The sequence below is a fragment of the Bradyrhizobium sp. USDA 336 genome, from assembly GCF_044908355.1.
GTDB classification, from domain to species: Bacteria; Pseudomonadota; Alphaproteobacteria; order Rhizobiales; family Xanthobacteraceae; genus Bradyrhizobium; species Bradyrhizobium yuanmingense.
This window is the reverse complement of record NZ_JBIYDC010000002.1, coordinates 3,579,352-3,592,490: the sequence shown is the minus strand read 5'-3', so window position 1 is coordinate 3,592,490 and position 13,139 is coordinate 3,579,352. Positions and strand designations below refer to the sequence as shown.

The following is a 13,139-nucleotide window of genomic DNA, read 5'->3' as shown; positions in this document are numbered from 1 at the left end:
ACGGTGGGTTTCCCCGACATCACGCCCGCTCTCAAAGCCGCGATGCCGGATCTGCGCGGCCGGCTGCTCGCCAACCAGTCGCTCGCCGAACTCACCTGGTTTCGCGTCGGCGGTCCAGCGCAGGTGCTGTTCACGCCAGCGGACGAGGCCGATCTCGCTTACTTCCTGGCGCATCTCGCCTCCGACATTCCCGTCTACGTCATCGGGGTCGGCTCCAACCTGATCGTGCGCGACGGCGGCATTGCCGGCGTCGTGATCCGCCTTGCGCCGCGCGCTTTCGGCGAGGCGAGCGCGAGCGGCGACATCGTCACAGCGGGCGCCGCCGCGCTGGACAAGCGGGTGGCCGAAGTCGCCGCCGCCGCCAATATCGGCGGGCTCGAATTCTACTTCGGCATTCCCGGCACGATCGGCGGCGCGCTGCGCATGAATGCCGGCGCCAATGGCGGCGAGACCAAGGACGTGCTGATCGAGGCGAGGGGTGTCGGGCGCGACGGCACCAAGCACGTCTTCTCCAAGGCCGAGATGAAGTTCGTCTACCGCAGCAGCGGCGTCGATCCCTCCATCATCTTCACCTCCGCGCGCTTTCGCGGCGAGATCAGGGACGCGGAGGCGATCCGCGCGCGCATGGCGGAGGTGCAGAGCCATCGCGAGACCGCGCAGCCGATCCGCGAGAAAACCGGCGGCTCGACCTTCAAGAATCCGCCCGGCCATTCCGCCTGGAAGCTGATTGACGCCGCCGGCTGCCGCGGCCTGCGCGTCGGCGGCGCACAGGTTTCGGAGATGCACTGCAACTTCCTGATCAACACGGGCGATGCCACCGCGCACGACATCGAGACGCTCGGCGAGACCGTGCGCGAACGGGTGAAGGCGAATTCCGGAATTGAGCTACACTGGGAAATCAAGCGGATCGGGGTTTCATGATCACCGTCATTCCGGGATGCGCCGCAGGCGCAGGCCCGGAAATCCATAACCCCGACTGGTGGTTATGGATTCCGGGCTCGCGCTTTCAGCGCGCCCCGGAATGACGATGCAGATAGGTAACGGACCAAAAAACATGCGCATCACCATCCTCTTCGGCGGCTCCAACCGCGAGCGTCTCGTCTCGGTTGCCACAGCCCAGGCGCTGCATCAGGCGCTGCCCGAGGCTGACCTCTGGTGGTGGGACGTCGAGGACAAGGTGCACGTCGTGCAGTCGAAGCAGCTGCTCGAGCATGCCCGCCCGTTCGAGGACGAATTCAAGCCGGGCACGCGCGGCGTCCCGCTCGCGCAGGCGCTCGACCGGGCCAAGGCTGAGGATCGCGTGCTGGTGCTCGGCCTGCACGGCGGGCGTGCCGAGAACGGCGAATTGCAGGTGATGTGCGAGGCGCGCGGCGTGCCCTTCACCGGCTCGGGCTCGGCGTCGTCGCATCTGGCCTTCGACAAGATCGCAGCCAAGCACTTCGCCGCGCTCGGCGGCGTGACGCCGCCGGAAAATCTTGCGCTCGATGATATCGACGAGGCTTTCGCCGAGTATGGAAGGCTGATCGCAAAGCCCGCGCGCGACGGATCGAGCTACGGCCTGATCTTCGTCAACGCCAAGCAGGATCTCGTCGCTGTCCGCAACGCAGCGAAGCATGAAGAGTACGTCATCGAGCCCTACATCGCCGGCGTGGAGGCGACCTGCGGCGTGCTGGAGCGCACCGACGGCTCGATCATCTCGCTGCCGCCGATCGAGATCATTCCGGGCGAGGGCAATTTCGACTACGCGGCGAAGTATCTTTTGAAGTCGACCCAGGAGATCTGCCCCGGCCGCTTCGCACCCGAGATCACCGCCGCGCTTAAGGAGCAGGCGATGCTGGCCCACCGCGCAATGTCCTGCACCGGCTATTCCCGCTCTGACTTCATCGTTTCGGACAAGGGCCTCGTCTATCTCGAAACCAACACGCTGCCCGGGCTGACCAAGTCCTCGCTCTACCCCAAGGCGCTGAAAGCCGAAGGCATCGAGTTCGTCGACTTCCTGCGCGGCCTGGTCGAGCTCGCCTGCCAGCGCGTGCGGAAATAGTCAGGACTGGTTAACGGCCAGACCGGCGAAACGGGGCGGTTTGGTGGCCAAAACCGGTAAAATGCCGGACATCGCGGCGCAAATGCCAGACATCGCGAGGCAAAATGCGCGAGTCGTTAACGAACTTTACCTTTTGTTTACCAGGACGTCCGAAGGTTAACGCTGGCGGCGCATATGGCGCTTTGGCTGCCGGCGCGTGAGCTGTCGCGGGTGATGTCACCCCCAGCGAACGCTTTGAAGGGGAGAGGTTTTCTTCTGCTGAAGACCAGCACCCGGCCCGGCAGGTCCGAGACGTCATGTTCGCCAGGATCCGCGCGATGTCGCGGGCAAACTGTTGACGAGCTCGTGCAATGGATGGTGCAGGACGCCTCACCCGATCGCTTTCAAGATCGCTGAGGCCCCAAGCTGACCTGAAGGCGGCCGCTATCGGAGCGGTCGTGCTTCTGCGCGAGTGGATGCAGGACAAGCACGAAGCGGCGCGCGCTGCCGCCAGGGACAAAGCCAAGGCCAAGGCCGTCATCGAGCGCGAGCCACCGCCGCGCCTGGTCGCGCTGGTCGAGCGCTATCTGCCGCGCCGGGTCGGCCTGACCATGACCGTGCTGCTGTTGATCGGCAGCTGCGGCTTCGGCATCGTCAAGGGCGGCCACCTCCAGGATTTCGTCACCGCGGTCAGCGATGCCCGCAATGCGCTGGCCAATTCCGCCGGCTTCCGGATCACCTCCGTCGTCATCAACGGCCGCAAGCAGCTGACCCAGGACGAGATCCTCGCGATCGGCGGCGTCAGCGGCCGCTCCTCGCTGCTGTTCCTCGATGCCGAGGCGGTGCGCGACAAGCTCAAGGCCAATCCCTGGATCGCTGATGCGACCGTGCTGAAGCTTTATCCGGGCCAGCTCATGATCGAGCTCACCGAGCGCAAGGCGTTCGCGCTGTGGCAGGAGGCCGGCCGGCTCTCCGTCATCGCCGACGACGGCGCCGTGCTCGAGCCCTATGTCTCGCGCCGCTTCCTGTCGCTGCCGCTCGTAGTCGGCAAGGGCGCCGAAACCCAGGCGCGCGATTTCCTGGCGCTGCTGGCGCGCTATCCGCAGGTCCATTCGGTCACCAAGGCCGCGATCTACGTCGGCGAGCGGCGCTGGAACCTGCGGCTCAAGGACGGTCTCGACATCCGCCTGCCCGAGCAGGACGTCGGCAACGCGCTTGCGATGCTGTCGAAGCTCGACAAGGAGGACAGGCTCTTTTCGCGCGACATCGTCGCCGTCGACATGCGCCTGCCGGACCGGCTGGTGGTGCAGCTCTCCGAGGACGCCGCCAAGGCGCGCGAGGAGCTGTTCAAGGACAAGAAGAAAAAGAAGGCCGGGGATTCCGCATGACCGGTCTCGATCGCACCCAGACGCCGAAGACGCGCCCGATGCCGCACAAGCGCGGCGGCATCGTCGCCTGCCTCGACATCGGCACCAGCAAGATCGCCTGCATGATCGCGCGGCTGAAGCCGTCGCCGCCGAGCGATGCGCTGCGCGGCCGCACCCATGCGGTGGAATTGATCGGCTACAGCCAGATCCAGGCGCGCGGCATGAAGGCCGGCGCGGTGATCGATCTCGGCGAATGCGAGCAGGCGGTGCGCCAGGCCGTCGGGCTTGCGGAGAAGATGGCCAAGGTGCGGGTCGAGTCCGTGCTGTTGTCGGTCTCCGGCGGCCGGCTCGCCGGCCAGCTGGTCGAGGCTGCCGCCGACATTCGTGGCGGCGCCGTGACGCCGGCCGATGTCAGCCGCGTCACCTCCACCGGCATGCGCCACGCCACCGGCGAAGGCCGCACCGTGCTGCACGCCCTGCCGGTCGGCTACACGCTCGACGGTGTCAAAGGCATCCGCGATCCCCGCGGCATGGTCGCGCACCAGTTCGGCGTCGACATGAACGTCGTCACCTGCGACGCCACCGTGGCGCGGAACCTGATGCTGGCGGTGGAGCGCTGCCACATCAATGTCGAAGCCATGGCAGCCAGCCCCTATGTGGCCGGATTGTCGGTGCTGACCGACGACGAGGCCGATCTCGGCGCCGCTGTCGTCGAGATGGGCGCCGGCACCACCACGATTGCCGTTTATTCGGGCGGCCGCTTCGTGCACGCGGCGGGTTTTGCGGTCGGCGGGCAACACATCACGATGGATCTTGCGCGCGGACTCTCGGCGACCATTGCCGATGCCGAGCGAATCAAGACCTTATACGGCACCGTCATCACCGGCGGATCGGACTCGCGTGAGCTGATGTCTGTGCCGACAGCCGGTGACGAGCAGGATCTGCCGCAGATCGTCTCCCGCGCCACCATCGCGAACATCGTCAAGCACCGTGCCGAGGAAGTCTTCGAAATGGTTCGGGACAAGCTGAAGGATTCGCCCTTCGCCGCAGAGCCGAACGGCCGTGTCGTGCTCTCGGGCGGGGCCTCGCAGCTGACCGGCCTCGTCGATCTCGGCACCCGGATTCTCGGCCGGCCCGTGCGGGTCGGTCGTCCGCTCGGTTTCGGCCGGCTGCCCAACGAGGCGAAGAACGCCGCGTTCGCGGTGCCGGCCGGACTTCTGGTCTACCCGCAATATGTTCACCTCGAACATGTCGAACCGCGGCATACGCGGCAGCAGATCAAGACAGGGACCGGCGGATATTTCGGAAAGGTCGGACGATGGCTACGCGAGGGCTTCTGATGACCGCTTTCCGCAATCTTCGATTTTCACCAACTCCCGCGGCCACCGGCCGGGGCGAACCCACGCGCGCGTGATCGAGAGGCAACCATGACCATCAGCATCAATGTTCCTGATATTCACGAACTGAAGCCCCGGATCACCGTGTTCGGCGTCGGCGGCGCCGGCGGCAACGCCGTCAACAACATGATCACGGCGGGCCTGCAGGGCGTCGACTTCGTGGTCGCCAACACCGACGCGCAGGCGCTGACGATGTCGAAGGCGCAGCGCATCGTGCAGATGGGCACGGCCGTCACGCAAGGCCTCGGCGCCGGCTCGCAGCCGAACGTCGGCGCCGCGGCCGCGGAAGAGGTGATCGACGAGCTGCGCGACCATCTCTCGGGCGCCAACATGGTGTTCGTCACCGCCGGCATGGGCGGCGGCACCGGCACGGGTGCAGCTCCCGTCATCGCCAAGACCGCGCGCGACATGGGCATCCTCACCGTCGGTGTGGTGACCAAGCCGTTCCACTTCGAGGGCCAGCGCCGCATGCGCACGGCCGAAGCCGGCATCTCCGAGCTGCACAAGGTCGTGGATACGCTCCTGATCATCCCGAACCAGAACCTGTTCCGGGTCGCCAACGAGAAGACCACCTTCGCCGACGCCTTCGCGATGGCCGACCAGGTGCTCTATTCGGGCGTTGCCTGCATCACCGACCTGATGGTCAAGGAAGGCCTGATCAACCTCGACTTCGCCGACGTCCGCGCCGTCATGCGCGAGATGGGCAAGGCGATGATGGGCACCGGCGAAGCCTCCGGCGACAAGCGCGCGCTGACCGCCGCGGAAGCCGCGATCGCCAACCCGCTGATCGACGACTCGTCGATGAAGGGCGCCAAGGGCCTCCTCATCTCCATCACCGGCGGCAAGGACCTCACTTTGTTCGAGGTCGACGAGGCCGCGACCCGCATCCGCGAGGAAGTCGACCAGGACGCCAATATCATCGTCGGCGCCACTTTCGACGAAGCGCTCGACGGTCTGATCCGCGTCTCGGTGGTCGCCACCGGCATCGAGCAGGCCGCGATCGCCCGCAACAGCCAGGCCACCTCTGCGCCCGTCGCCAACCCGGCACCACAGATGCAGCAGGCTGCCGCCCCGGCCGCCGCCGAGAGCCGTCTGGCCGACCTGACCGCCCGGCTGCGTGCCGACAACCAGCGCCTGGCCGAGCGCGCCCAGAAACTGGAAGCCCAGACCCCGGCCGCCGCGCCGGCTCCGATTGCCGCCGCGCCCCGTCCGAACGTCGAGCGTGCTGCGCTCGCCGCGATCGCCGCTGCCGTTTCCGAGGTGCCGCAGCCGCAGGCGCCGCAGACCTATGGCGACGTCACCGTGCGCCCGATCGCGCAGAAGCCGACCCTATTCCCGGAGGCCGACATGGCCCCGGTCGCGGTGCAGGAGCCGATGACGCCGGATACCTTCATCCCGCCGCAGGCCGAGCGTCCGGCCCGCGCGCCGCGCATGCCGCGAATCGAGGAGCTGCCGATGCCGGCGCAGGCCGAGATTCGGCAGGCCCGCGGCGAGGCGGAGGAGGAGACCCCGCAGAAGACCCGCCTGTCGCTGCTGCAGCGCCTCGCCAATGTCGGCCTCGGCCGTCGCGACGAGGAAAGCGAGCCGCCGGTCGCGGCCCGCACTGCCGGTCCCGCCATGCCGCCGCTGCCCGAGCGGCGGCCGCAGAAGACCGTGGCACAGCAGATCGCGTCCAACGAGCCGGTATCGGAGTATGCCCGCCGTCCCGCGCCGCAGGGTCTGGACGTCCATGGCCGCCCCGCGCCTGTTGCGCCGGCGCCACAGGGCGACGACCATCTTGATATCCCGGCCTTCCTGCGGCGGCAGGCGACCTGAGGATTGTTACAATAAGGCAGACGAAAAAAGGTCCTGGCGAGGAGCTCGCCGGGACCTTTCCTTTTGTCCCGGGCATGTCCGGATTGCGCGGCCAAACAACTGATTTTAAATCATTAATTACGGCGTCGGTGGTTCAGTAAAACTGCCGATAGCGGTCCCGAAACCCGGCGCAATTTGGTTAAGCCTTGGCGCGAATACGGCAGGTTTGGGGTAACAATCGGTAAAAAAGCGTGAGTTGGCGCTGTTTGAGGCTGCAACTATGGTTTGCCGTGACTTGGGGATACGGAGATTCGGTAGCGTCGGCTCTGGCCGGCCAAGCGGGTCTCGTATAAGTCGCAGTGGGTCTTAGTGGGGCGGGTTCCTGATGAAATTTAGCCGGCAAACAACGCTTCGTGCGCAAGCCTCTGTGGCAGGCGTGGGCGTTCATTCCGGTCTTCCCGTCACTCTCACGCTTGGGCCTGCGCCTGTCGACGCGGGTTTTATTTTTGTCCGGACCGGACTCGAGGGAAGTGACCGCGAAGTTCAGGCCACCGCCGAGCAGGTGATTGCGACTGACTTTGCCACCGTCCTCGGCGACCGCAACGGTCCGCTGGTGTCCACTGCCGAGCATGTGCTTGCTGCACTGCGGGGAATGGGTGTCGACAACGCCACCATCGAGATCGACGGTCCCGAAGTCCCGATCATGGACGGCAGTGCCGCCGCCTTCATCGCGGCAATCGACCAGGCCGGCATCGTCACCCAGCCGGCGCCGCGCCGTTTCATCCAGGTTCTGAAGCCGATCTCGGTCAAGATCGGCGACTCCTTCGGCGAGATCAGGCCCCACACCAACGGGTTCCGCGTCGAGGTCGAGATCGATTTCACCAATCCCGTCATCGGCCAGCAGGCTTACGCCTTCGACCTCAATCCTGAAGGTTTCCGCCGTGAAGTCGGCCGGGCCCGGACCTTCGGCCTGATGTGCGATGTCGCGCGGCTCTGGAGCGCCGGCTATGCCCTCGGCGCCTCCTTCGACAACACCGTCGTGTTCGACGACGAGCGGCTGCTGAACACCGAGGGCTTGCGCTACGCCGATGAATGCGCCCGTCACAAGGTGCTGGACGTGATCGGCGACCTCTCGCTGGCCGGCCTGCCGCTGCTTGGCGCCTACCGCTCGGTGCGTGGCGGCCACAAGCTCAACCACGCCGTTCTGACGGCGCTGCTCGCCGACCGGACCGCCTGGCGGGTGGTCGAGGGCGAGGCTGCCCGCCGCACCACGCGTGCCGTGGGCGAGGTCGGCCGTGGCATCGTCGGCGGCCGGGTCGCTGCGGCCTTCGGACCGGATGTGTCCTGACGCGGCCTGCCGCCTTCGGAACGTGGTTGGCGGCCCCCGGGAAACTCCTGGTAACCATGATCGGCTAGCATTGCGGCAGGTTCGCCTTAATCCGGGCGAAATGCCTCCCTATCCGGTTCGTTAACAATCGTTTTCGGATACATCGGCGTGGTCGCGTGGCAGGCACCACGGTTACATTTCGCGCCCATGAGGGGTTCGTGGGCTGGCGGACACCGCATCACAGGGCGTCAGGGCTTAAACTCATGTCGGCACAGCGTATGACGCGCGGATATTTCTCGGTCTCGTCGCGAGCCCGCGGGCTGATTCAGGCCGTCACCTTCATCGTTCTTGCGTTGCCGCTCGCCGGATGCGGCACGGGCGCACTCTGGGACAAGTTCACCGCCAAGGACGACACCTTCGTCGAGGAGCCCGCCGACAAGATCTACAATGAGGGCCTGTACCTCATGAACGAGAAGAAGGACATGAAGGCGGCGAACAAGAAGTTCGAAGAGGTCGACCGCCAGCATCCTTATTCCGACTGGGCCCGCAAATCGCTGCTGATGTCGGCCTATGCGTCCTATCAGGGCGGCGATTATGACGGCTGCATCGGTGCTGCCACCCGCTACGTCACGCTTCATCCCGGCAGCCCGGATGCGGCCTATGCGCAATATCTGATCGCCGCCTCCCATTACGACCAGATCCCGGACATCAGCCGCGACCAGACCCGCACCGAAAAGGCGATCGCCGCGCTGGAAGAGGTGGTGCGCAAATATCCGAACTCGGAATATGCGACCTCGGCCAAGGCCAAGATCGAGGGCGCGCGCGACCAGCTCGCCGGCAAGGAAATGAGTGTCGGCCGCTACTACGCCCAGAAGCGCGACTACACGGCTGCGATCAATCGGTACAAGACCGTCGTCACGCAGTACCAGACCACCCGCCATGTCGAGGAGGCGCTGTTCCGGCTGACCGAGGCCTACATGACGATCGGCATCGTCGGCGAAGCGCAGACCGCGGCGGCCGTGCTTGGGCACAATTTTCCTGACAGCCGCTGGTACAAGGACGCCTATAATCTTGTAAAATCCGGCGGTCTCGAGCCGAGCGAGAATCAGGGGTCCTGGATCAGCCGGACCTTCAAGAAGATGGGTCTCGGCTAGGAAATTTGGTTCCATGCTGGCGCGTCTGTCGATCCGTGACATCGTCCTGATCGAACGGCTCGATATCGAATTCGCCTCCGGCCTCGCGGTTTTGACCGGCGAGACCGGTGCGGGCAAATCCATCCTGCTCGATGCCTTTGCGCTGGCGCTCGGCGGCCGCGGCGACGCCGGCCTCGTGCGTCACGGCGCGGAGCAGGGGCAGGTCACGGCCGTGTTCGATGTCCCGAAGAATCACCCTGCCGCGAAGATCCTGGCCGAGAACGGTCTGGACGATACCGGTGAGATGATTCTCCGGCGCGTGCAGCTCGCCGACGGCCGCACCCGAGCCTTCATCAACGACCAATCGATCAGCGTGCAGACGCTGAAGGCGGTCGGCACCGCCCTGGTCGAGATCCACGGCCAGCACGACGAGCGCGCGCTGGTCGATGCCGCAACCCACCGCCGCCTGCTCGACGCTTTTGCCGGCCTCGAGAAGGACGTCGCGGCCGTCGAAGCGCTCTGGGACGCGCGCCGCACCGCCAACACCGCGCTGGAGGAGCATCGCGCCGCCATGGAGCGCGCTGCGCGCGAGGCCGATTATCTGCGCCACGCCTCGGACGAGCTGAAGCAGCTCGCGCCCAAGGACGGCGAGGAAACCGCGCTGGCCTCCCGCCGCACCACCATGATGCAAGGCGAGAAGATCGCCTCCGACCTGCGCGAGGCGCAGGAAGCGGTCGGCGGCAATCATTCGCCGGTTGCCGCGCTCTCGGCGGCGGTGCGCCGGCTGGAGCGGCGCGGCGTCAACTCGCCGGCGCTGGTCGAGCCGGCGGTGAAGGCGATCGACGCCGCGATCAACGCGCTGGAGGAGGCCGATCAGCACCTCCAGGCGGCGCTGGCCGCAACCGATTTCGATCCGGCCGAGCTCGAACGCATCGAGGAACGGCTTTTTGCTTTGCGTGCGGCGTCTCGCAAATATTCGACCCCGGTTGACGGCCTCGCCGCGTTGGCCGCCAAATATGCCGCTGACGTCGTGCTGATCGATGCCGGCGCCTCGCGCCTGAAGAAGCTGGAGCAGGCCGCGATCGAGGCGGACAGCCGCTATGCGGCGGCCGCCAAGAAGCTGTCGCTGGCGCGGCAGAAATCGGCCGAGAAGCTCAACAAGGCGGTCAATGCCGAACTCGCCCCTCTCAAGCTCGAGCGCGCCAGGTTCATGACCCAGGTCGAGACCGACGAGGCCGCGCCCGGGCCGCAAGGTTTCGATCGCGTCGAGTTCTGGGTGCAGACCAATCCGGGCACCAGACCGGGGCCGTTGATGAAGGTCGCCTCCGGCGGCGAGCTGTCGCGCTTCCTGCTCGCGCTCAAGGTCGTGCTGTCCGACCGCGGCTCGGCGCCGACGCTCGTCTTCGACGAGATCGACACCGGCGTCGGCGGTGCGGTTGCGGACGCCATCGGCGGGCGCCTGGCGCGGCTTGCCGGCAAGGTCCAGGTCATGGCCGTGACCCACGCCCCGCAGGTCGCCGCCCGTGCCGACCAGCACCTGCTGATCTCCAAGGACGCCCTCGACAAGGGCAAGCGCGTCGCCACCCGCGTCAATGCGCTCGCCGCCGACCACCGCCGTGAGGAAATCGCCCGCATGCTCGCCGGTGCCGAGATCACGGCCGAGGCGAGGGCGGCGGCGGAGAGGCTGCTGAAGGCAGCGACGGCTTGAGGTTCGTGTCCCGGACGCGCGGAGCGCGAGCCGGGACCCAGAATGCCGGCCGCGACATGGGCCCCGGCTCTGCAGCGCACCGCTGAAGGAGCGCTGCGTCCGGGGCACGAGATTTCCACAAGCCTTTACCCTCCCGCCCGCTCCGTCGTATCCAAGCGCCATGGCCAGAGCAGCAAAATCCAAAGCAACACCGCTACGCGACGTCGCCGAGCTCACCAAGGCGCAGGCCAAGGTCGAGCATAAGCGGCTCGCGCTCGATATCGAGGGGCACAACGAGCGCTACTATCAGGAGGACGCGCCCACCGTCTCCGACGCCGAATACGACGCGCTGCGCCAGCGCCTCAACGCGATCGAGGCGCGTTTTCCCGAGTTCGTCACCGCGGACTCGCCCTCGCAGAAGGTCGGCGCCGCGCCGTCAGGGCGCTTCAGGAAAGTCCCGCATGCCGTGCCCATGCTGTCGCTCGACAACGCCTTTGCGGAGGAGGACGTGCGCGACTTCGTCGGCCGCATCGTGCGTTTCCTGAAGCTCGACGACGACAAGATCGACTTCTCCGCCGAGCCGAAGATCGACGGTCTCTCGATGTCGCTGCGCTATGAGGGCGGCGAGCTCGTCACCGCCGCGACGCGCGGCGACGGCGCTGTCGGCGAGGACGTCACCGCCAACATCCGCACGCTCGAAGACGTGCCGCAGAAGCTGAAGGGCCGCAACATCCCCGACATCTGCGAGGTGCGCGGCGAAGTCTACATGACCAAGAAGGCGTTCCTGGCGCTCAACGAACGGCAGAAGGCGGCAGGCGATACCATCTTCGCCAATCCGCGCAATTCGGCCGCCGGCTCGCTCCGCCAGAAGGACCCGACCATCACCGCCTCCCGTCCCCTCGGCTTCTTCGCCTATGCCTGGGGGCAGATGAGCGCGATGCCGGAAGACACGCAGAGCGGCATGATCGGCTGGTTCGAGCGCTGCGGCTTCAAGACCAATCCGCTCACCAAGCTCTGTCACTCGGTCGAGGAACTGCTCGCCTTTCATCATGCGATCGAGGAGCAGCGCGCGCGGCTCGACTACGACATCGACGGCGTCGTCTACAAGATCGACCGCATCGACTGGCAGGAGCGGCTCGGCTTCGTCTCGCGCACGCCGCGCTGGGGTATCGCGCACAAATTCCCGGCCGAGCGCGCCATGACGGTGCTGCGCGACATCGAGATCCAGGTCGGCCGCACCGGCTCGTTCACGCCGGTCGGCAAGCTCGAGCCGGTCGGCGTCGGCGGCGTGATCGTGCAGAACGTCACGCTGCACAATGAGGACTACATCAGGGGCATCGGCAACAAGGGCGAGGTGCTTCGCGAGGGGCGCGACATCAGGATCGGCGACACAGTGGTGATCCAGCGTGCCGGCGACGTCATCCCCCAGGTGGTCGACGTCGTCCTCGACAAGCGGCCGAAGACCGCCAGGGAATTCCACTTCCCGAAGAAGTGTCCGTGTCCGCTGCACACCGACGTCGTGCGCGAGGAGACGGCGACGGGCGAGGAGGGCTCGCGTGCCCGCTGCACCGGCGAGTTCGCCTGTCCCTATCAGAAGATCGAGCATCTGAAGCTGTTCGTGTCGCGGCGGGCCTTCGACATCGACGGTCTCGGCGAAAAGCAGCTCCAGTATTTCTTCGACGAGGGCTGGGTGAAGGAGCCCGCCGACATCTTCACGCTGGAGAAGCGCAACGCGAAACTCAAGCTCGAGGAGATCGAAGGCTACGGCGCGACCTCGGTGCGCAACCTGTTCGGCGCCATCGAGAGCCGCCGCAAGATCGCGCTGGAGCGCTTCATCTTCGCGCTCGGCATGCGCCATGTCGGTGAGACCACGGCGCTGGCGCTGGCGCGCGGCTACGGCTCGTGGGACGCCTTCCATGATGCCTGCCTCAAGGTTGCCAAGGGCGACGAGGAGGCGATCGCGGACATGGACGCGCTCGACCAGATCGGCGACACCGTGATCAAGAGCATCGCCGATTATTTCGGCGAGAGCCACAACCGCGGCATCGTCGAACGCCTGACCAGGGAAGTCGAGATCGTCGACGCCGAGAAGCCGAAGAGCAATTCGGCCGTCGCCGGCAAGACCGTGGTGTTCACGGGCTCGCTGGAGAAGATGACACGGGATGAAGCCAAGGCGACGGCCGAGCGGCTCGGGGCCAAGGTGTCGGGCTCGGTTTCGAAAAAGACCGATCTCGTCGTCGCGGGCCCCGGCGCCGGCTCGAAGCTCGCGGACGCCAACAAGCACGGCGTCAAGGTGCTGACTGAAGACGAGTGGTTGAAGCTGATCGCCGAGTGAGGGGCGCGTTGGCCCCTCGCAACCCTCGTCATCGCACAGGCGCTCCCCCAACAGCTTCCCGTGATCGTACGCGGACGCA

At 66.4% G+C, this 13,139-nt stretch carries 9 protein-coding genes; all 9 read left to right on the top strand.

The window, feature by feature from the left end:
* Window positions 1-3: 3 nt before the first annotated feature.
* A complete protein-coding gene (gene murB / locus ABIA45_RS17790; RefSeq protein WP_404543086.1) occupies window positions 4-921 on the top strand; it encodes a UDP-N-acetylmuramate dehydrogenase in 918 nt (305 codons plus the stop codon).
* Window positions 922-1,054: 133 nt separating this feature from the next.
* Window positions 1,055-2,041 (top strand): D-alanine--D-alanine ligase, encoded by a 987-nt coding sequence (locus ABIA45_RS17785; RefSeq protein WP_271542672.1) that lies wholly within the window; start codon window positions 1,055-1,057, stop codon window positions 2,039-2,041.
* Window positions 2,042-2,391: 350 nt separating this feature from the next.
* Window positions 2,392-3,408, top strand: coding sequence for a cell division protein FtsQ/DivIB (locus ABIA45_RS17780; RefSeq protein WP_404653007.1), 1,017 nt, complete (start codon window positions 2,392-2,394; stop codon window positions 3,406-3,408).
* Window positions 3,405-4,727 (top strand): cell division protein FtsA, encoded by a 1,323-nt coding sequence (ftsA, locus tag ABIA45_RS17775; RefSeq protein ID WP_036003557.1) that lies wholly within the window; start codon window positions 3,405-3,407, stop codon window positions 4,725-4,727. The genes ABIA45_RS17780 and ftsA overlap by 4 nt, the downstream gene beginning before the upstream one ends.
* Window positions 4,728-4,814: 87 nt before the next feature.
* Window positions 4,815-6,599 (top strand): cell division protein FtsZ, encoded by a 1,785-nt coding sequence (gene ftsZ / locus ABIA45_RS17770; RefSeq protein WP_271542667.1) that lies wholly within the window; start codon window positions 4,815-4,817, stop codon window positions 6,597-6,599.
* Between the two features lie 364 nt (window positions 6,600-6,963).
* Window positions 6,964-7,926 carry a UDP-3-O-acyl-N-acetylglucosamine deacetylase gene (gene lpxC / locus ABIA45_RS17765; protein WP_271542665.1) on the top strand — a complete coding sequence of 321 codons (963 nt, stop codon included), beginning with the start codon at window positions 6,964-6,966 and terminating at the stop codon, window positions 7,924-7,926.
* A 242-nt stretch (window positions 7,927-8,168) separates the two neighbouring features.
* Window positions 8,169-9,059: an outer membrane protein assembly factor BamD gene (locus ABIA45_RS17760; protein WP_157286926.1), complete on the top strand. Its 891-nt coding sequence runs from the start codon at window positions 8,169-8,171 to the stop codon at window positions 9,057-9,059.
* Between the two features lie 13 nt (window positions 9,060-9,072).
* Window positions 9,073-10,746, top strand: coding sequence for a DNA repair protein RecN (gene recN, locus ABIA45_RS17755; RefSeq protein ID WP_271542663.1), 1,674 nt, complete (start codon window positions 9,073-9,075; stop codon window positions 10,744-10,746).
* A gap of 160 nt (window positions 10,747-10,906) precedes the next feature.
* The gene (ligA, locus tag ABIA45_RS17750) at window positions 10,907-13,060 is read left to right on the top strand and encodes an NAD-dependent DNA ligase LigA (RefSeq protein WP_271542661.1); all 2,154 of its coding nucleotides are present in this window, start codon (window positions 10,907-10,909) and stop codon (window positions 13,058-13,060) included.
* Window positions 13,061-13,139 lie beyond the last annotated feature (79 nt).